The following is a 19,504-nucleotide window of genomic DNA, read 5'->3' on the forward strand; positions in this document are numbered from 1 at the left end:
TAGGTAACATGCCGGTGCTCAGGATTCAGCAGCGGCCTGGCAGTATTGTTCCAGTACTGCCCGTAGCATTTCAAGGTTGACAGGCTTGGCAACAAACGCATCCATACCGGCCGCCCGACAGCGTTCTTCGTCCTCTTCCATTGCGCTGGCGGTTAGCGCAACCACCGGCACCCGGGCCCGATGATGGTCTTCTTCCCAGCGGCGCAAGCGCCTGGTGGCTTCAAAGCCATCCATGCGGGGCATAACGCAATCCATGAATACCACATCAAACTGATGCCATTGCCAAAGGGCCGACGCCGCCTGGCCGTCGTTGGCAGTCATCACCTCACAGCCGAGTTTTTCCAGTAGCCGGCGAGTGAGGGTGCGGTTCACCGGGTTGTCTTCAACCAGGAGTACCCGCATCCGCCCGCAGGGAATCTGCCTCTGTTTGACCGTGACATCGGTTATCGCCTGCAGCGAAAAGCGGGTCAGGAAGCGGCGTTCCTGTTTTTCGACATCCAGAAACAGCTGATTGAGGATGGGGATCAGATACGATTCCCGCAGCGATTTGCTCAGGAAAGCGTCCGCCCCGGCCTGTCGAAAATGTTCCGCATCACCGCGCTGAGGATTGGACGAGAGAATCAGTAGCCGCATGTCGGCCCATTGCGGGTTGCTGCGAATCTGCCGGCATAACAAATCGCTGTCCATATCGGGCACAAAACCATCAAGAACGATGGCGTGATATGGGTCGCCGGCATCGAAGGCCTGGCGTAGCGACGTCAGGGCCTCACCGGCGGCCTTCACTGCCTCGATCTGAACCTCATAGCGGGACAGCATTTCCAGTGTGATCTTGCGTGACAGCTCGTAAGAATCCACCACCAGGATCTTTCGCCCCCGGACCATATGAGAGTCTGGCCGAATACGGGTTGAGGCATCTCCGGCCGCCTGCAGGGTCAGCTCCACCCAGAACGTGGAGCCCTGCCCGGGGCGGCTTTCCAGATCCATGGAGCCACCCATCAGATCAACAAGCTGGCGGCAGATCGTCAACCCCAATCCCGCACCGGGCAGTTGCCGCTGGAACCGTTGGCCCAGCTGCACATAGGGTTCATACACCAGCGGGATGTCTTCGGGGTTAATGCCAACGCCGGTATCTTCAACCGCAAGGCGTAAGCGAACATTGCCCTCTTTCCGCCCGAGTACTTCTATGCTGATCAGCACATGGCCGGAATCGGTAAACTTGATGGCATTGGAGAGCAGATTGAGCAATATCTGCCGCAGCCGCACCGGGTCGCCGATCATCGCCCAGGGCAGGTTCTCATCAACCCGCATTTCAAGAGCCAGGCCTTTTTCCCTGGCCCGGGAACCCAGCATGTGGATCAGATCGTTGAGGGTTTCCCTGAGATCGAACGGAATGGCTTCCAGTTCCAGCTTACCGGCTTCCATACTGGAGATATCCAGCAGGTCATTGATAATGGCCGACAGGCTTTCAGACGCGTTAAGCAGTGTGCTGACATACTCCCGCTGTTCCTGATCCAGTGGGGTGTCGGTCAGCAGGTTGGCGTAGCCCAGAACCGACTGCAGGGGAATGCGCAGCTCGTGGCTGACATTGGCCAGAAACTGGTTTTTGGCGTGGTTCGCCCGAATCGCTTCATCGCGCTCGCCCTGGGTTTTGATCGTCGTCTGCCTGAGCGAACGGGTGTCTTCCAGAATCTGCAGGCGCATCTTGTTGAGGGCCTGCTCAAGCTCTGACAGCTCGTCCGGTCGGCGCGGCGGCTTTCGGCGTAACTGAAGTGGGTCAACCAGAGCATCGAGGTTTAGCTTGGCGGCGTAATCAGCCATGGTTTCCAGGTGCCGGGACAAGGTTACCCGAACAATCAACAACAGGCCCAGAGTGCCCAGCATCACCACCAGCGACTGGAACAACAGGTTCATAAGCGCCTGGTCCAGAACGTTCTCGTAGATTTGCTCAACGGAGGAAACGACCGTCAGTTCCCCGACCCGGCGGGGCTGGTCAAAGGTGGAGCGGTTGAACTCGAGGGGAAATGTCTGGGAAATCACCCGGCCTTCGGGATACTGGCCAGTGCTGAATTCCTCACCCGTGGTAGTGATGACACGGGCATACTGTACCGAGGGCATGGCCCGCATGTCATCGAGGCTGTTGGCCACTTCGCTGAAGTTCATCACCCACACATTGGTGCCCATGCTACCGGATATCAGCTCAACGGCCCGCCCCTGGCTCGACTGAAGTTCCGCTTTCTGGCGATCAAACTCGCCAATCATCTGAACGCCGGTCGCCACCAGAGACAGAATCAGGCTATAGAGCAGCACCCACCCCAGCAAGCGGAGAGCCAGCGGGCGAACACCTAAACGCTTTAAAAACCGGTTGGAAAGCAAGGCACAAGTTCCCTGTGTCGACTACAAAATCACCAGCAGCAGTTTAACAGACGGATATGACTTCCACACGTATCTTTGAATCATCGTTCACAAACCGGAAACGCACATTCAGATCATAAAGGTTGGCGCCGTAGATGCGCTCTTCATCCCGGCCGCGGCGAAACGATGGTCTGGGGTCGTAGCTGACAACATCTTCGATTAGCGCTTGCGCATCCGGATAATCATCCGCTGATAGGGCAGCCAGTTGCTTGGTGGCCTCAGCGCTGAACACCACGTCGGTGCGCTCGGTGGGTGCCGATTCCGCCCAGCCGAGGGAAGCCTCTGGCACGGAGTCGGCAAACGGCAAATAGGGTTTGATATCTAATATTGGCGTGCCTTCGATCAGGTCGTGGTCGCTGATGCGCAGAACCAGCTGCCCGTTTTTGCGAATCAACCCCTCGTTCCTGACCACGGACAAACCAAGGCTGTTCGGCCTGAAAGGCGAGCGACTGGCGAAGACGCCAATCTTTTTGTTACCGCCTAGCCGTGGGGGGCGAACCACCGGCCGCCACTCGGCACGGATGGCCTCGTGGAACTGAAATGTAAGCCACAGATGACTGGCGGTTTCCAGGCCCCGAAAGGCGTCTTCCCGGTCAAACGGGCTCTGGATCAGCAGCTCGGCATGGGCATGGCGCGTAAGCCCCGGTTGGCGTGGCACCCCGAACTTGTCTTTGAAGCAGGAGTGGGTAATGGCAATGGGGGTGAGTGTGAGAGCCTGGTCTGCCGGTCGTGATTTATGGCGTGGTCTGGTCATATCAGTGTCGGTCAATCATGCCTGAAAAGTACATTTCGATTCGGAAAACCACCGAGGCCTGATCTTTAAAGCTCTTCTCGCGTGGAAACTCCATGGCCGGGATAAGTTCTGCGAACAGCCAGTTTTCGTACAGCCGGTATCTCCAGGTAATATCTGCAAAGTATGACGTGGTACGCCAAGAAGGCTGACTTTCACCAAGAGCCCCCAGCCTGGGGGTGAGGACGGAACGATGGCTGAGCCGTTTACGCGTACTGAAGATTTGTGCTGCCTCAAACTTGCGGTCCTGGTGCAACCACTCGAGCTCCGATGACGTGTAGAAATGCCAGCCGTTGCCAAGTGACCGGTCTGCGCCGAACCATGACCGCGCGCCCCATCCCCGGGTATGGTAGTAGTATATCCGCTGCTGTACATTCAGCGCCCAGGCATCATCCAGTTGCCAGCCCTTGCTGGCGGTGGTTCGCCAGAACATTTCCGGTGGCAACCTCAGGCGGCCGCCCACATCGGTGGACAGGTTAATGGCGTCGCCTACCTGTGAAAGGAAACGCAGGGCACCGGTGGTTTCCGTATCGGTACGGTTGGGTTCCGTGAGTTGCCTATCCCGTTCCCGTTCACCCAGCGGGATCAGTTCATCGCTTTCACTCTCGATGACCAGGCGCAGCTTTTTCTGGGTGGTGGGCACGTCCAGCCGGAACCTCAGCTCCGGTTTGAACTGCGCCGGATCACTGTACTCGGATTCCGCCGCAAACCCGATTCTCAGATAACTCTCGTTGTTTGGTAGCGAATGCGTAGAACCAGACAAAGTGCGATCAGCCCAGGCACCAAAGTTCTGGACCGTAGTGCCATGAATGCGTTCCTGGCGGATCACCCAGTTACTGAAATTCATCCACCAGGAATCCTCTGGTTCCGCCCAGTATTCATCGGGTTCAAACGTATAGAACGAGTAAGGGAGTGACTCCGGTGCAAGCACATCCGGAATGGCAGAATCTCGTACTGTAAACACTGGCTCTGCTGAATGAGCAAGCGATGAAACCAGCAACGTATGAAGCAAAAGCGGGGCGGCCAGATGTCTCGGCCGGGGCTCCTTAACGAAACTCAAACAGGAACCGATTATGCAATTCACAAACCTGGCGCTCCACATCCTGTAAAGGGCGGTTATTATCAATCACAGCGTCTGCCCGTGAACGCCGCTCATCCCTGGCCATCTGCGCAGCCATAATGCGCTCAACCTGCGCCTGGCTATTATCATCCCGCGCCATGGTGCGTTCAATCTGAATGTCTTCCGGTACATCTACTACGACAATGCGGTCCACCAATTCATGCTGATCGGTTTCCAGTAATAATGGCGAAACCAGCAGAACATAAGGCTGGCTATAGGGGGCGTCCGGTGATTGCAGTTGCCTGACTAACTCCTCGCGAATGACCGGATGTAACAGGCGTTCAAGCCAGTGTCGCTCTTCCGGGTTCTCAAACACCCGCTGCCGAAGCGCCGCCCTGTCCAGTGCGCCGTCTGCCTGCAGAATCTCGCGGCCAAAATGCTCAGCAATCGCTGCCAACCCAGCCGTTCCAGGCTCAACCACATCCCGCGCCACATCATCCGCATCCACCCAGTGAACACCCAAATCCCCAAAGATGCGCACCACCGTAGACTTCCCGGAACCAATCCCGCCAGTTAAACCAACAATCTTCAAATAAATACCCCAACAACCAGTCTACAAAGGGGGCTGACCCCGAACGGACACCAAGCCAGCCAGTCTACAAAGGGGTCTGACCCCGAACGGGGTCAGACCCCACCCTTCTGCCAGCGCCAATCACTTCAGCAGCGATACCCTCAAACCCCCAAAAACCCAAACCAAACCGCCTGAATCTCCACCCCAAACCAAAGCCCCAACAACCCAGCTGCCGCCAGATAAGGCCCGAACGGAATCGGCACCTCACGCCCATGCTTTTTGAACACCATCAGCGCAATACCAACCACCGCCCCCACCAGCGACGACAGCAAAATCACCGCCGGCAGCAGCTGCCACCCCAACCAGGCACCCAAAGCCGCCAACAGCTTGAAATCCCCATGCCCCATGCCCTCTTTGCCAGTCACCAGCTTGAACAACCAATACACCGACCAAAGCGACAAGTACCCGGCAACGGCACCCCAGAAGGCACTGTTAAAGTCCGTCAGCACGCCGAAATAGTTCAACACCAGGCCGAGCCACATCAGGGGCAGGGTGATGCTGTCTGGCAGCAACTGCGTGTCGAAATCGATCATCGTCAGCGCCACCAGGGCCCAAACCAGCAGCAAGGCCCAGAGCGCCGCTTCAGTCGGCCCCAGCAAAGCGACGGTCACGACTGAGAAGATCGCGGTGATGGTTTCAATGATTGGGTAGCGCGGCGAAATAGGCGCTTTACAAGACGAACATTTGCCCCGCAGCACCAGCCAGCTGATCACCGGGATATTTTCCCAGGCCCGGATCTGATGGCCGCAGGAGGGGCAGGTAGACGCGGGCTTTGAAAGGGAGATTGGTGTCTCCTGCTTTCTCTGCTTCTCCGGTACTTCCAGGAATTCTTCACACTGGCAACGCCATTCCTGCTGCATCATTTTTGGCAGGCGCAGGATGACGACGTTCAGGAAGCTGCCGATGCAGAGGGAGAAGAGGGTGACGGTTAGGTATAGGAGCCAGGGGGTGGAGAGGAGTTGGTCGAGAGAGGGCATTCAAAAACTCATTGATAAGATTGATTGAGTGCCTGCTCCCCGGAAGAGGTGGGGAGCAGGAAAGGGCGGGTGCTTAGCCAACAACCTGGCCCATTTGGAAGATTGGCAGGTACATGGCGATGATCAAGCCGCCTACCAGTACACCCAGAACCGCCATAATCATGGGCTCCATCAGGGCGGTGAGGTTGTCCACCATGTCGTCAACTACAGCCTCATAGTGCTCCGCCACCTTTCTCAGCATCTCGTCCAGATTACCGGATTCTTCGCCGATGGCAGTTAATTGCACAGCCATTACCGGGAAGATATCTTGCTGGCGCATCGTGGCTTGCAATTGGGTGCCGCTCGAGACGTCGTTCTTGATTCTCATGATGGCGTCACGGTAAACCGCGTTACCCGTGGCGCCGGCTACAGAGTCCAGGGCATCCACCAGGGGAACGCCGGCGGCGAAGGTGGTGGAGAGCACTCGGCCGAACTTGGCGACGGCGGATTTGTCCAGGATCTCGCCAACAACTGGTAGCTTGAGGACGTATTTGTCGACAATATCCGAGAACTTCTGAGACCTGCGTTTGGATTCCTTGAATAAGAAAATCGTGCCCACGATTCCAATAAGCACAACAAACCACCATTTCTGCAGCCACTCCGACATATTAACCACCATCTGCGTAAACACCGGCAGGTCGGCCCCGAAGCCCTGGAACAAACTCTCGAACTGGGGAACCACCTTAACCAGCAATATGGCAGTTACCACAATAGCAACCACAATAACCGCAATCGGGTAAGTCATGGCTTTTTTGACTTTCTTCTTGAGCAATTCTGTCTTCTCAAGATAAGTGGCAATACGATCAAGCATTTGCTCAAGTGCACCGGCTTTTTCACCCGAATCCACCAGGTTGCAGTAGAGGTCGTCAAAATGTTTTGGGTGTTTGCGCAGGGCAGAAGCAAACCCGGTGCCGGAGGAAATGTCGTTCCGGATACTCATTACCAGTTCCTGCAAGCCTTTGTTCTCAAGGCCGTCCGCCACAATATCGAAGCTCTGAACTAACGGTACGCCAGCTTTCATCATCGTGGCCAGCTGGCGGGTCAGCATCGCAATATCAAACGGTGTGATCTTCTTGCTGCCACCAAATAACGGCTTGGGCTTCTTCTTGACCTTCTCCGGGATAATGCCCTGCTTTCGCAACTGGGCTTTCACCAAGGCCAGGTTAGAGCCTGTCAGCTCACCCTTGGTCTTGTTGCCCTTCCGGTCTTTACCTTCCCAAACGTACGATTCCAGCTTCTGCGCTTTTTCTGCCATGCTTAATCCTTCGTCACGCGGTTGGCTTCCTCAAGGCTGGTCACCCCTTCCATCACTTTCAAAAGGGCGGATTGCCTTAAATTGCGGAAGCCTTCTGCCTGCGCTTGTTTTGCAATTTTTATAGAGCTGGCTTCTTCCATAATCATGCTCGCCAGTTCTTCAGTAATCTTCACCACCTCGTAAATACCGACGCGGCCTTTGTATCCATTAGAGCATTTATCACAGCCCTTGGGGCGGTACAACGTGAAGCCTGTATCAATTTGTTCTTGTGTGAACCCTTCCTTCAAAAGGACGTCTTTTGGGATGTCTGCCGGCTGCTTGCAGCTGCACAGGCGCCGGCCAAGGCGCTGGGCAATAATCAGGCTCACGGACGTGGCAATGTTGAACGCAGGCACCCCCATGTTCATCATTCGAGTTAGAGTTTCCGCAGCGCTGTTGGTGTGAAGGGTAGACAGAACCAAATGCCCGGTTTGCGCAGCTTTGATGGCAATGTTGGCGGTTTCCAGATCCCGGATCTCACCCACCATGATCACATCCGGATCTTGCCGCAGGAAGGCCCGAAGCGCTTCGGCAAAGCCCAGGCCCACTTTGGTGTTCACGTTAACCTGGTTGATACCCTCCAGGTTGATCTCGGCGGGATCTTCGGCCGTGGAAATGTTGATGCCCGGGGTGTTGAGAATGTTCAGGCCAGTGTATAGGGAGACTGTTTTACCTGAACCGGTAGGGCCAGTTACCAGGATCATACCCTGGGGCTGGGCCAGGGCATCCATATACAATTTCTTCTGGTCTTCCTCGTAACCGAGCACGTCGATGCCCAGCTTGGCCTGGCTAGGGTCCAGAATCCGAAGAACAATTTTTTCGCCCCACAGGGTGGGGAGGGTGTTCACCCGGAAGTCGATGGCCTTGGTCTTGGATAGCTTCATCTTGATCCGGCCATCCTGAGGAATGCGGCGCTCCGAAATATCCAACTGCGCCATGATCTTTACCCGAGCAGAGATCTTTGGAGCGAGCTTGATGGACGGGCGGGAGATTTCCTTCAGAATGCCGTCGGTTCTGTAGCGCACTCGGTAAATCTTTTCATACGGCTCGAAGTGAATATCGGAAGCACCGCCACGGATGGCATCAAGCAGCATCTTATTCACATACTTAACAATAGGTGCGTCATCTACTTCGGTAGCGCTGACCGTACCGTCGTCGTCCTGGTCACCACCCTCGGTCTCAACGCCCTCAAGGTCGGCATCGTCCAGGTCACCCATGGTGGTGTCCTGGGATTCGAGATACTTGTCGATGGCTGTGCGTAGCTTGGCATCGTCTACCAGAATGGCGTCAGTGCTAAGGCCGGTATTGAACTTAATCTCATCCAGTGCCTGGATATTCGTGGGGTCTGACACCGCAATGAAAAGCCGGTTGCCTCGTTTATACAGGGGCAGGGCGTTGTGCTTCCGAACCAATTTCTCGTCAACCACCTTCTCCGGCATCATTTCGGGCAGGAATGAATCAAGGTCCAGCACCGACACGCCAAACTCCATGGCAGCAGAAAACGCCAGTTTGGAACTGTCCGCAAGGTGGTTCTGGGTGAGGTAGGTGATCAGTGGGATGCGGTTCTGGGAAGCCTGAAGAAAGGCATCTTTGGCGGTGTCTTCGTCCAGAAGCCCGTCTTCCACGAATCGACGGGCCAGGCCCGTCAGGGTCACGTTTCGGTTGCTGTTCGCCATAAATGCTCTGAGGAAAGTCTTGTAAGTGGCTGAAACTCGTGTTTATGAACACAGAGTTTAGATGCATGGCGGGGGTTTGGAAAGCGGGGTGGGTCTCAGGTTTGACCTTTCGCAAAGACATGTCGTTGAAATGTGCTTGTCGACTTATGCTTGGGTTGGGTGACAAAAAACGTCACTCCTGGACGTGGTGGGGCGAGGTTTTTGTGGAATGGTTGCATGTGATCAGCGTCACAGAGAGCTGCAACACCCTGAATGCGCGTTTATTTTTAACATTATCTTGCAATTGGCACGGTAACTGCCTAGCTTACATCACGCTCAGCGCGGAAACGGGGCAAAGCTCCACCGCCCCGGAGCTGGAAAACGAAAAAACGACAACTCTTGAGGTTGATAACATGCAAAAGATTCAGATGAACAAAGGTCAGCAGGGTTTTACTCTGATCGAACTGATGATCGTTGTGGCGATTATTGGTATTTTGGCGGCGATTGCTATTCCTCAGTATCAGGATTATACCGCGCGTTCCCAAGTTGCCTCAGCACTCGCTGAAATTAGTCCGTTGAGAACCTCTGCAGAAGAGCTTATCGTCCGTGGTGAAGTTAACAGTGCGACAGACCCGGATATGGCCGATCTTGGAGCTCCCGGAGCAGCTGCGGGCGACGCTACAGTAGACACACAGTTTGGTCAGATTTCTAAGAACAACGACGATGCCAACGCCGGTGATAACTTCGAAATTATTCATACGCTGGGCGCCGGTGCAGACGCAAGTGTCGGTCCTGCTGTGAATGGTGCGGTTATCACTCTGCAGCGTCAGGTAAATGGTGGCTGGACTTGTGAAATCACCAGCCGTCCCGGTGGATGGAAGAATAGCTATTTGCCTTCCAGCTGCGAAGCGCCTTGATTATTTGATCTAGTAATTATGGACAGGCACTAGAATTGATCATGGACAGGCACTAGCCTAAGCCTGACCATGGACAGGCACTAGCTTGACCAGATCCCCAAAGGCCCGGAGGTTTCGACCCCGGGCCTTTGTTGTTTCTGCCAATGAGTGATCATAGGCTGATCATGGACAGGCACTAGCCTGGGGCACTAGCCTGACCAGATCCCGGCGCAAGATCGTGGACAGGCACCGCCCCGAGAAAAGCCTGACCATGGACAGGCACTAGCTTGACCAGATCCCCAAAGGCCCGGAGGTTTCGACCCCGGGCCTTTGTCGTTTCTGGCCGTTTGTTTACTGCGCCTAATTCGCGGTTATGACAAAACGGCGGCGGCATTCCACCGTGAATTGTGGAAATCTGCCGATTTCAGGCGAGCGATATTCTCGGCGGGAACACCGATAAAGGGATTGGAGTAATTGGGGGTGGTTGTCTAAGCCGCTCGTCGTCGCCGTCCAGGATTCCGGTAATCCTGATAGCTATCTTCAAACGCGGTCGCCCGGTGGCACCATCTTTCCGGGTCCAGATTCAACCGTTCCAGAATCGGCAGCGCCTTCTCATCAATAGCGCCCCGTTTGTCACTCCGGCTGATCCGGCCGGTGCAATCCACCAGTTCCAGGTAATCTTCAAAGCTGAACAGGATGCCTCGCTGGAAGCCGTTTCGAATCACGCCTTCAAAACCCAGTAGTGGCTTTAACGGCACCGAAAACTCATTCAGTGCCTGCTGTTCCGTTTGTCGTGCAATAGCTTCCGCTAGATCAAAGGTTGGGTGAATGCGTTCTTTAATGCTTGTGTGCTCGGAAGTCTCCGGTTTTTCTGCCATGGCAGCGCGGATTGGGTTCAGGTCGACGTAGACCATGCAGGAGAGAAGGGCCTCCTCGGTATCCAGAGCCTGGGATTTGAATCTACTCTCCCAGAAATGGCCCGTGCACTCATCTTCCCGGTTGGCCTGCCTCGCAATTGGCTCATTCAGGCATTTCATAAACCAGCTCAAATCCGCCAACCGCTGCCGGAAGGTTTCTGCGTACTCCTCCACTCGCCGAAGCTCGGCCGCACACAACTCATCACCCCGATGGTACCGCTGTACCAGTGGTGGCCCCTTATAGAGGCTGCACCAGCGCGCCAGCACCTCATCCATGCTCCACGGTTCCACGTCATCCGGGCTGAGCTTCACCACCAGGTGATAGTGGTTCGACATCACCGCATAAGCGGCAACATCCACCGCGAACACCGAGGCCAGAAGCCGGATTCGCTCTTCAATCCATCCTCGCCGGTGTTCATAACAGCGCCCGGTGGCACGGTCTTGCCCGCACAGGAAGGTGCGGCGCACGCAGCGGGAAATCACGTGGTAGAAGGGGGTATCTGAAACGCTGACCAGTTCTGCTCTGGCTTTGGGCATGGTGGGGGCCTTGTCTTCCGTGACTGTTGATAATATAACGATACTGTACAAATATACAGACATATCTGTGAGCAGCAAGATGCGCTTCGGTTTCGTATGTATAGATTGCAGAATATATAGCTTGGGAGCTATGATTAGGACTGGCTAATGTGGGATATTAAAACAACTCGCCGTTTTGACGATTGGTATTATTCGCTTGGTGATGCGGATAGGGAAAATGTTCTCGCGGCGATACTGGTTTTAAGAGACAAAGGTCCGATGCTATCCCGGCCTCATGCCGACAGTGTCTACGGGTCTGAACACGGCAACATGAAGGAGCTGAGGGTTCAAAGTAAAGGTAAGCCTATTCGAGCATTCTTCGCGTTTGATCCCGCCCGCACCGGCATAATTCTCTGTGCTGGTGCAAAAACTGGCAAGGGCAAGCGGTTTTACGATGAGATGCTTCCAGTGGCAGATCGAGAATTCTCCGAACACTTGGAAGAACTCAAAAGAGGTAAATGACATGGCAAACTCAATAGATAAGCTTCTTGCGCGCGAAAAGCCGGAAGTTATCCGGCGAGCTCAGGTTAAAGCAGATCGAATTCTTTTAGAAATTCGCCTCAGTGAAGTGCGCGCTTTGTTGCAGAAAACCCAGACTGATATGGCGGAGGCCATGGGGGTAACCCAGCCTACGATCGCCAATATGGAAAAAGCCGGTAAAGACTTGAAGTTATCGTCGATTAAGCGATACGTGGAGAGTGCGGGTGCGAAAGTTCGTCTGGATATTGAGCTTCCGGACGGGACTCATCATGCTATTCCGCTTTGACTGCTCCAAACGTTCATCATGGAAAATCTTCATTATGAATCTTCATTATGGACAGGCACTCGCTATAGGCACTCGCTATATGGACAGGCACTCGCTATAGATCGGGCGCTCGCTATAGATCGTGGACATGTTCAAGCATGGACAGGCACTAGCCTGTTTTAGTTTACACAGAGCGAAAAGGCATCCGCCGCATAATCAGTCTTCGAACTGATTATAGACAGGAAATAGTCTGAATAGCCTGCCAATTTTTTGGTTGGGTCTTCGTGAGTCTTTGTTTACCATATGGCGTGTGGTGCCAGTGACGGCCCCTGAAATCGATGGATGACTCTTCAAGGAAAGAAGGAGCAAAGGAATGAGCAAGAAAGTTGTGTTGCTGGGTGACTTGGGTACAGAACACCAAGGATTCCCTCCCACGCCGGTTATTGCCGGCTCCCCCGATGTACTGATTGACGGCAAACCTGTTGCCCGCGTGGGTGATCCTCTTGCCCCGCACTCCAAGCCCAAACACCCTCCCCACCCGAGAGCCATCGCTGCGGGTTCGGCAACTGTTCTCATTAACGGTATTCCTGCGGCGGTAACTGGCAGCGCGATTTCCTGCGGGGGCGTCACGATTGGCAGTGGTAGTGTTGTGATTGGTGATACCTTCACGCCCACGCCGTTTTCGGGTATCTCACCGGCGCCGTCAAAGCCAGCTCCGCAAGCGGCCTCTCGCGCTAATCTCTCTGGCAGCGCTATTCCGGAATCACAAAGTGCCGGCGGTGTCGGTAATGGCACGAACAATGCCTCTGCAGGTGGGGCGGCTGCATCCAGTATGGCGGCATCAACTCCAATCTCATCCCCAACAAAGGATCAGTCTCAGGCTGCGGTAGAGCCGGGTTACCATGTCGTTCAGACGCCGATAAGCAAGACGGAGCTATTGAGCGCTTTGTACGGAGACGCCTCGGCAAAGCCAGATCATTTTGATCGTTTGAATCCAGGCTTGGGCGGGCAGCTGATGCCCGGTGAGATGGTTGTGCTGGGTGACCCTGAGGGTATGGAATGCACTCAAAAAGAAGTCGAGTTGATGGAGGTGGCAGCGCAGATGAATGCCCAGGTTAGGTCACTGGAGCAGGATGAAGCGCAGTTTCTTGTCAAATACTACGATTTATTGGAAGCCATCACCTCGACAGGTTCTGCGGGTCTGGGTGCAGGCGCCGTGATGGTTTCCAAGCAGATTAGTAGCATTGAGTCGACTTTGAAGAACATCGAGCGGCTCCATCAGGACAGTTACCGGAAACATGGGCATCTCAATCATCCCGAGTTCTTCGAGAAACGGAGGGCGCTTTTCAAAGAGCTGGATTTTGCTCTGGGAAAAGTGGCCCGTAAGGGGATGTCACTGGATGATGATGCAAAACTAAAGCGGTCGTTGGGATTGTCATCTAAGAGCATTGTGCATAATTGGAAGACGGCTGGGGTTGGTGGCATACCCGGGTATGCAACGCATTATGAGCGGGTGGCTCGGGGTGCGAAGTATGCCCGAAATGTGGGATATCTTGCGGTCACCCTGGATGTATCCATGTCGGCGATGAAGATTCGTGAGGCTTGCACTGCGGGTGATGAGAGGGGGTGTCAGGTCGTAGCTTACCAGGAGGGAGGTAAATTGACTGGTTCAATGCTGGGCGGTGTTATTGGAGGTGGTTTAGCGGGGGCTACATGCTTATCGTTCGGAGTTACGACAGCTGGTATAGGGGGGGTGGCCTGTGCGGTTATCGCGGGCGGCCTAGGGGCAGCAGGCGGTGGATATGCTGGCGGGGTAGGTGGCGAGACCATCGGAGCAAAGCTGAGAGAGGTTATCCATGAGTGAAGAGCTCTTGGCTGAATTAGCGGCAATCATAGGGGCCGCTTGTATGCTCCTCGGTGTTGTTTTGGTGTTTCTTATGGTCACGCTTTTTTTTCGTAAAACCGAGGAGGTGGAGCGTCGAGTAGCGACGCCCGGTAAACAGCTGGATGAAGCTCGCAGTATATGGGGAAACGGGCCCATCGGTCGCTGGATGAGGGTGGTATACGTGTATGCTTTCGTGGTTTTCCGACACATTCCAAGAATAGGGCCTCGAATTGAATCGAGGATGGGGGATGAGAACGAACCTTTACCCCTCTCACTGAAACTGTGGGTTGTTGTGCCCTTTACAGCGTGTGTGGTTCTTACTTTTTTGTTTTTCTTCTCAGGTTGGTACCTTGGGGCGTTCGATTAGTTATTGCTATCCAAAGCAGAACGGCGCAGCAAGTTGTGGGATGGAAGTCGTCTACGAGGTGACAGTCGATGAATGACTCTTTTCAGATCATTGCTGCATTCGTAGGTGCTGGGGCTCTGGGGCTAGGGCTGGTATCGTTATTTATAATCCTCACCTTTGCTTTTTCTCGTGTGTCCCTAATCGAAGAGAAAATTTCACGTCCCGGCACTTCTGCGCTTGAACACAGAAGAATCTGGGGGAATGATCCCCTTGGGAGGTTAATGAGAAGCGGCTATGTGTTTACGTTTCTCTTGCTTAGATCGGTTCCGTCAAGCCGGCTCAACCGATCAGCAGAGAAAATCGGTGACGTCTCCACACCATTGCCTGCTCGACTGACTTTGTGGGCGGTAGTGCCTTCTTTAATTTTGTACGGATGCTTTGCAGTGTTGTTAATAGTGGGTTTGATCTTTTAAAGCCTGGTCATAGACAGGCTCGGCTCGCACAACCTCGTCAAACATGGCCCCCATCTTGCTGAACATGTCCTAGTGACCATTCAGCGAGACAGAGCAATGCCAAAGCAGGGTGGCATTGGTGCAGCCGCTGGCGGTGCTGGGGGCGGGAGCCTCGGGGTACACGCCGGCGAAATATTGAGAAATGCAATTCATGACTGACGAACACTTTAAGTTGATAGCAGAGGTTACATTGGTTGCATCGTTGGGGATTGGTGTCATCCTAATGCTGCTGATGGTTACACTATTTTTTTGCAAAACTGTGGAAGTCGAGCGGCGGATTGCAACGCCCGGTAAGCAATTGGATGGGATCCGCAGTATCTGGGGCAATGGTCCCATTGGTCGCTGGATGAGGGTTTCGCATGTATATGTTTTCTTTGTATTCCGGAAGCTTCCGCGTATTGGGGCTCGTATCGAATCCCGAATGGGTGATGAGGAAGAGCCTTTACCTCGTTCATTGAAGCTTTGGGTGATCGTGCCCTATACCGCCTGCGTAACTCTTACGCTTTTGTTTTTCTTATCGGGTTGGTATCTGGGGGCAATCTAGCCTGATTAGGGACAGGCAGCAGTATGATCCTTCCTCGTATGGTTGCTTGGCCTTTGGAGTTACCTCTGCAGGTATTGGCGGTGTCGCCTGCGCGGTGATCGTCGGCGGTATTGGTGCGGCATTTGGGGGACGCGTTGGGGGAGGGGGCGGTGAGGCTGCAGCCGAAATCCTGAGAAGGGCTATTAGCCTGCTATTATGGACAGGCACTAGCCTGCTAGCCTGAACCAGCCTGCTATTATGGACAGGCACTAGCCTGAACCGGTGGCACGGTCTTGCCCGCACAGGAAGGTGCGGCGCACGCAGCGGGAAATCACGTGGTAGAAGGGGGTATCTGAACGCTTGAACCCCGACTTGACTAAACCAAATCGTCCATCCCAACATCAAGCGCCTCGGCCATGGCTTTCAGAACTTTAGTGGAAGCAGTTTTGCCAATGTTCTCAATCTGGCTAATGTATGACTTACCAACTCCGGCCGCCTTGCCAAGGGCTTCTTGGGTGAGTCCGCGGTATTCTCGCCAGACTTTCACTGGGTGTTCCTTCCCGGTTATCAGGCGTTCTGCAATGTCTCCCGGAATGGTTTCATCCTCGCCTGCGGCCAGCTCCTTCATTGCAGCTTCGGCGTCCGCAGCATCCTGTGCATCTTCGGCAAGTGCCAGCAGCTCGAGATACTCGTTGTAGGGCACCACCGCATATTCTGGTTTGCCTTCTCGTTCAATAATTTGAGCGCTCATTTGTAAACGTCTCCTCTTGCGCCAACCTTCAACACCAGCACCACTAATTCACCGTTATCAATGCTACATATGGCCCGATAACTCCCTCGCCTCAGCCTCCAGAATGGTTGGCCCTTCATCGGCTTCCAGTCGCCTTTATAGGCATATGGTGCTTGAGCCATTGCTGTCAGTTCCTGGTGCATTTTTAAAGCCTGTGCCTTGGGTATTTTTTGCAGGGCCTTCAGAGCTGACTTTTTGTAGGTCAATTTGTACATTAGGCGAGTTTACTTTAAAGTTTTCTGTTGGTAAACATTTGCTGCCTTTACACTCAGAAAATATGCGGCAGCCCCTGGCTTTCGGGTGAAGCTCGAAGTGGTTGAGGGCGATCGAGCCAGTTCATAGAGCGTCAAGCTCTGCCCGGATAGCCATAATCTTCATTATGGACAGGCACTCGCTATAGATCGGGCACTCGCTATAGATCGTGGACAGGCAATAGCTTGCACGCTGGACAGGCAATAGCTTGCACGCCTGAGGGGAAATGTGAGTGTCGCCACACGAGGCACTGGTTATAAATGCTTTTTGACGTTTAACGGTAAGCGTTATACGCTAGCGGTATGATTAAGAGCTTCCGGTGCAAAGACACTCAAGCGCTGTTTGAGACTGGAAAAACCAGGCGGTTTTCGGCGATAAAAGCTGCAGCTGAGCGTAAGTTGATAGTGCTGCAAGCAGCTTCAGAGCTGGATGACCTGAAATCCCCACCTGGTAACCGGCTTGAAGCCTTGAGCGGTGACCGGGAAGGCCGGCACAGTATCCGCATTAACCGGCAGTGGCGGATGTGCTTTCGATGGACTGCTGACGGTCCGGAAGATGTTGAAATTGTTGATTACCACTGAGGAGGTCGCACAATGATTAGCAATGGTATGCGTCCCATTCACCCTGGAGAGATTCTGCGGGAAGAGTATCTGGAGCCGCTCGAGATGAGCGTAAATGCGCTCTCGAAGGCTTTGAATGTTCCTGCGACGCGGATGAACGAGATCGTTCGTGAGAACCGGGGCGTTTCCGCAGACACAGCGCTGCGACTAGCTCGTTACTTTGGCACCAGTGCGCGGTTCTGGTTGAACCTGCAAACTGAGTTTGAGCTGCGCCAGGCTCAGATGGGCAAAGAAGCTAAGATTGCTAAGGAGATACAGCCGCACGCTGCCTGAAAACCATAAATCATTATAGGCATAATCATTATGGACAGGCATTAACCTCCCCACTGGTAGATGTCACCCAATCCAAATGTACCAGGCCAACGCACTCAAGGGTGGTGCTCCAGATACTCGCTGAGTGCGTTGCGTGTGAGGTCGTTCAGAGAGATGCTTTGGCGGCGGGCAGCGACGCTCGCCGCCAAGTGTAAATCGTGGCCAACTCGCACATTAAACGAACCCTTGCAGGGTATTTCGGGTTTTATGTTCTGGTTTGCGCAAGTGTTCAGATAGTCGTCAACCGCTTCCTGGAATGCTTTCTCAAGCTCTGCGACTGTTTCTCCTTCATAATTAACCAGTGCCCGAATGAACTGCAGTTTTCCAAACAGGCAATTATCTTCCGTGCTCACTTCAATAGAGCCGTAGTAGCCTCGATATTTCAGCATGTTGCTCATTGAATTAGCCCTCCGGATTTAAGGTTCTCGATTATCTGGCGCCTTGCATAAGCTTTTAGCTCATTGCCGGGATGCGGTTTGTGAAGGTTAATCAGAGCTTGCGGGTCTCCATTGTCGAACTTAATGCGGCTACCGTGACCTTCGATCTGGCGATAGCCGAGACTTTTTAGAAGCGTTATCAGTTCCTGCCAGGTAAATGTTGAATGCTTGTTCAGCAATTTTGTCAGTAGCTTTCCGTGCTTTGACATCCATAAATCCCCTTTTGCGACTGATTTTAGTTGCATTTTTGGGCTGTGTCCAGATTGTGGGCGTTGATATCTACCGCAAAGCCTGGTCATAGACAGGCTCGCACAACCTCGTCAAACATGGCCCCCATCTTGCTGAACATGTCCCAGTGACCATTCAGCGAGACAGAGCAATGCCAAAGCCCACCAAAGGTTTCACCCTTATTGAGTTAATGATCGTTGTTGCGATCATCGGCATTTTGGCGGCAGCGGCCATTCCGGTGTATCAAGGGTATGTTGTTAAAACCCAGGTGGGGCGGGCGGTTAGCGAGCTTGGCGCCTATCGCTCAGGATTCGAGGCCAACACCACGGGTACTTCTGGTATCAATAACCAGTCTCTTGGTTATAGCCCGTCAAACCTGACCACAGGCGATATTGCTACCGAAATAGGCACCTTGAATGCTGACGGATCTGGTCACCTGCAAGTGACCATGGGGGGCAATGCACACCCGAACCTTGTAGGTGTCATTCTTCGATTCGAGCGCACTGTGGCCGGCGAATGGCGCTGTGTTATCGATAAATCAGCCGCTAGCCAATGGCGAGCCAGCTACACACCAGCAAATTGCACCGTGCTCTGAACTTGTGAATTTGGGGTCAGACCCCAAGACATTTCACCCCGCCAAATGTTCTGGGGTCTGACCCCCATGTTGTTATTCGTAGGTGCAGAAATAGGCGGTATCTACGTCAGCCTTAACCTTGAAGCTGGTGTTGGCCGCTACTTCAAAGGCATCGCCGGCCCCGTAGCGCGTCCAGCTATCGCTACCCGGAAGCTGAACGGTTAATGCGCCGCTGACAACGGTCATCACTTCTTTTTTACTGGTCCCGAACTCGTACTCACCGGAACTGATCACACCTACGGTTGCAGGCAGAGACTCACCTTGGAAGGCAATGGATTTTACTTTGCCGCCGAAGTATTCGTTTACGTTTAACATGGTCATTACCCCTTATTTATCCAAACTGCCGATTGAGCCAGGCGTTAATATCACCAGATTCATACATCCATTGCTTCTCACCCTGGTCATTGGTGATCAGCAGGCAGGGCACTTTAACGGCGCCGCCGCCATTCAAAAGCTCCTCACGATGCGCTGGGTCATGTTGTGCGTCACGCAGTTCGATATTCAGCCCCAGCCGAGCCATCTCTTTACGAACTTTGATGCAAAAGGGGCAGGCCCGGAACTGGTAAAGCGCCAGGTTTTCGGTGGCCTTATCAATCTCTGCTTGCTGCTCAGGCGAACGGCTGACGGCCTTCGGTGTACTGAGCTTCTCCGAAAGCAACATAAACGGTGTTAGAACCAGCCGCAGCAGGCGGAAAAAAGCTCGAATAATCATTCGCATAAGAAAACCTAAACTAATTGCAGATGAACGGATGTGCTGGAAACAGGGCGGTAAGGATACCACGGCTGATAATTTGGGGTCAGACCCCAAGACATTTCACCCCATCAAATGTTCCGGGGTCTGACCCCAATTTCACAGCTATTAATATTCCCGCCTCTCGACAACTGGAGTTCAACGAGCTCATGTTGGAATTTTATGAATCGGGTGACCAACGGTCCATGAACTCGTTCGTTCGAAGCTGCATGGATGAGCGTG

General features: G+C 53.8%; 22 protein-coding genes. 8 read left to right on the forward strand and 14 right to left on the reverse strand.

What is annotated here, in order from left to right:
• Positions 1-18: 18 nt before the first annotated feature.
• The 7 genes from ACZ5Q2_RS10295 to pilB form a co-directional block, all read right to left on the reverse strand.
• Positions 19-2,373, reverse strand: a complete 2,355-nt coding sequence (locus tag ACZ5Q2_RS10295) for a response regulator (RefSeq protein WP_432210171.1) — start codon at positions 2,371-2,373, stop codon at positions 19-21.
• Positions 2,374-2,416: 43 nt separating this feature from the next.
• Positions 2,417-3,166: a tRNA (N6-threonylcarbamoyladenosine(37)-N6)-methyltransferase TrmO gene (tsaA, locus tag ACZ5Q2_RS10300; protein WP_432210170.1), complete on the reverse strand. Its 750-nt coding sequence runs from the start codon at positions 3,164-3,166 to the stop codon at positions 2,417-2,419.
• Position 3,167: 1 nt separating this feature from the next.
• Positions 3,168-4,166, reverse strand: a complete 999-nt coding sequence (locus ACZ5Q2_RS10305; protein WP_432210169.1) for a hypothetical protein — start codon at positions 4,164-4,166, stop codon at positions 3,168-3,170.
• Positions 4,167-4,248: 82 nt separating this feature from the next.
• Positions 4,249-4,854 carry a dephospho-CoA kinase gene (coaE, locus tag ACZ5Q2_RS10310; RefSeq protein WP_432210168.1) on the reverse strand — a complete coding sequence of 202 codons (606 nt, stop codon included), beginning with the start codon at positions 4,852-4,854 and terminating at the stop codon, positions 4,249-4,251.
• Positions 4,855-4,994: 140 nt separating this feature from the next.
• Positions 4,995-5,870: a prepilin peptidase gene (locus ACZ5Q2_RS10315; RefSeq protein WP_432210167.1), complete on the reverse strand. Its 876-nt coding sequence runs from the start codon at positions 5,868-5,870 to the stop codon at positions 4,995-4,997.
• Positions 5,871-5,943: 73 nt separating this feature from the next.
• Positions 5,944-7,164, reverse strand: a complete 1,221-nt coding sequence (locus ACZ5Q2_RS10320; RefSeq protein WP_058089901.1) for a type II secretion system F family protein — start codon at positions 7,162-7,164, stop codon at positions 5,944-5,946.
• 2 nt (positions 7,165-7,166) lie between these two features.
• On the reverse strand, positions 7,167-8,879 hold the full coding sequence (pilB, locus tag ACZ5Q2_RS10325; RefSeq protein WP_432210166.1) for a type IV-A pilus assembly ATPase PilB: 1,713 nt from the start codon (positions 8,877-8,879) through the stop codon (positions 7,167-7,169).
• Positions 8,880-8,980: 101 nt separating this feature from the next.
• Between pilB and ACZ5Q2_RS10330 the strand changes: the two genes are divergently transcribed.
• Positions 8,981-9,775, forward strand: coding sequence for a pilin (locus ACZ5Q2_RS10330; protein ID WP_432210165.1), 795 nt, complete (start codon positions 8,981-8,983; stop codon positions 9,773-9,775).
• A gap of 467 nt (positions 9,776-10,242) precedes the next feature.
• Here the strand turns inward: ACZ5Q2_RS10330 and ACZ5Q2_RS10335 are convergent, their stop codons facing one another.
• Positions 10,243-11,208 carry a transposase gene (locus ACZ5Q2_RS10335; RefSeq protein WP_432210164.1) on the reverse strand — a complete coding sequence of 322 codons (966 nt, stop codon included), beginning with the start codon at positions 11,206-11,208 and terminating at the stop codon, positions 10,243-10,245.
• A gap of 147 nt (positions 11,209-11,355) precedes the next feature.
• Here ACZ5Q2_RS10335 and ACZ5Q2_RS10340 point away from each other — a divergent pair, with 147 nt between their 5' ends.
• The 4 genes from ACZ5Q2_RS10340 to ACZ5Q2_RS10355 all read left to right on the forward strand — a co-directional run bounded on the left by ACZ5Q2_RS10340 (position 11,356) and on the right by ACZ5Q2_RS10355 (position 15,279).
• Positions 11,356-11,709: a type II toxin-antitoxin system RelE/ParE family toxin gene (locus tag ACZ5Q2_RS10340; RefSeq protein WP_286873721.1), complete on the forward strand. Its 354-nt coding sequence runs from the start codon at positions 11,356-11,358 to the stop codon at positions 11,707-11,709.
• Between the two features lies 1 nt (position 11,710).
• On the forward strand, positions 11,711-12,013 hold the full coding sequence (locus tag ACZ5Q2_RS10345; RefSeq protein ID WP_106763130.1) for a helix-turn-helix domain-containing protein: 303 nt from the start codon (positions 11,711-11,713) through the stop codon (positions 12,011-12,013).
• 352 nt (positions 12,014-12,365) lie between these two features.
• Positions 12,366-13,856: a type VI secretion system PAAR protein gene (locus ACZ5Q2_RS10350; protein ID WP_432210163.1), complete on the forward strand. Its 1,491-nt coding sequence runs from the start codon at positions 12,366-12,368 to the stop codon at positions 13,854-13,856.
• Between the two features lie 1,030 nt (positions 13,857-14,886).
• The gene (locus tag ACZ5Q2_RS10355; protein ID WP_156471727.1) at positions 14,887-15,279 is read left to right on the forward strand and encodes a hypothetical protein; all 393 of its coding nucleotides are present in this window, start codon (positions 14,887-14,889) and stop codon (positions 15,277-15,279) included.
• A 355-nt stretch (positions 15,280-15,634) separates the two neighbouring features.
• Here ACZ5Q2_RS10355 and ACZ5Q2_RS10360 read toward each other — a convergent pair whose 3' ends face one another.
• Positions 15,635-16,009 (reverse strand): helix-turn-helix domain-containing protein, encoded by a 375-nt coding sequence (locus ACZ5Q2_RS10360; RefSeq protein ID WP_061331499.1) that lies wholly within the window; start codon positions 16,007-16,009, stop codon positions 15,635-15,637.
• On the reverse strand, positions 16,006-16,263 hold the full coding sequence (locus tag ACZ5Q2_RS10365) for a type II toxin-antitoxin system RelE family toxin (RefSeq protein ID WP_061331498.1): 258 nt from the start codon (positions 16,261-16,263) through the stop codon (positions 16,006-16,008). Before ACZ5Q2_RS10365 ends, ACZ5Q2_RS10360 begins: the two co-directional genes overlap by 4 nt.
• 339 nt (positions 16,264-16,602) lie before the next feature.
• Between ACZ5Q2_RS10365 and ACZ5Q2_RS10370 the strand changes: the two genes are divergently transcribed.
• Both ACZ5Q2_RS10370 and ACZ5Q2_RS10375 read left to right on the forward strand, forming a co-directional pair.
• On the forward strand, positions 16,603-16,881 hold the full coding sequence (locus ACZ5Q2_RS10370; protein ID WP_061331497.1) for a type II toxin-antitoxin system RelE/ParE family toxin: 279 nt from the start codon (positions 16,603-16,605) through the stop codon (positions 16,879-16,881).
• Positions 16,882-16,893: 12 nt separating this feature from the next.
• Positions 16,894-17,193, forward strand: a complete 300-nt coding sequence (locus ACZ5Q2_RS10375; RefSeq protein WP_197463813.1) for a HigA family addiction module antitoxin — start codon at positions 16,894-16,896, stop codon at positions 17,191-17,193.
• Positions 17,194-17,288: 95 nt separating this feature from the next.
• On the opposite strand, the gene ACZ5Q2_RS10380 is transcribed toward ACZ5Q2_RS10375, so the two are convergent.
• Both ACZ5Q2_RS10380 and ACZ5Q2_RS10385 read right to left on the reverse strand, forming a co-directional pair.
• Positions 17,289-17,630: a type II toxin-antitoxin system HicB family antitoxin gene (locus tag ACZ5Q2_RS10380; RefSeq protein WP_061331496.1), complete on the reverse strand. Its 342-nt coding sequence runs from the start codon at positions 17,628-17,630 to the stop codon at positions 17,289-17,291.
• Positions 17,627-17,878 (reverse strand): type II toxin-antitoxin system HicA family toxin, encoded by a 252-nt coding sequence (locus ACZ5Q2_RS10385; RefSeq protein ID WP_061331495.1) that lies wholly within the window; start codon positions 17,876-17,878, stop codon positions 17,627-17,629. Before ACZ5Q2_RS10385 ends, ACZ5Q2_RS10380 begins: the two co-directional genes overlap by 4 nt.
• 170 nt (positions 17,879-18,048) lie before the next feature.
• Between ACZ5Q2_RS10385 and ACZ5Q2_RS10390 the strand changes: the two genes are divergently transcribed.
• The gene (locus ACZ5Q2_RS10390) at positions 18,049-18,492 is read left to right on the forward strand and encodes a pilin (protein ID WP_061331494.1); all 444 of its coding nucleotides are present in this window, start codon (positions 18,049-18,051) and stop codon (positions 18,490-18,492) included.
• Positions 18,493-18,564: 72 nt separating this feature from the next.
• Here the strand turns inward: ACZ5Q2_RS10390 and ppnP are convergent, their stop codons facing one another.
• A complete protein-coding gene (gene ppnP, locus ACZ5Q2_RS10395) occupies positions 18,565-18,846 on the reverse strand; it encodes a pyrimidine/purine nucleoside phosphorylase (RefSeq protein WP_058089907.1) in 282 nt (93 codons plus the stop codon).
• 16 nt (positions 18,847-18,862) lie between these two features.
• Positions 18,863-19,339 carry a glutaredoxin family protein gene (locus ACZ5Q2_RS10400; protein WP_227510105.1) on the reverse strand — a complete coding sequence of 159 codons (477 nt, stop codon included), beginning with the start codon at positions 19,337-19,339 and terminating at the stop codon, positions 18,863-18,865.
• Positions 19,340-19,504 lie beyond the last annotated feature (165 nt).

It is taken from the genome of Marinobacter alkaliphilus (genome assembly GCF_055394375.1).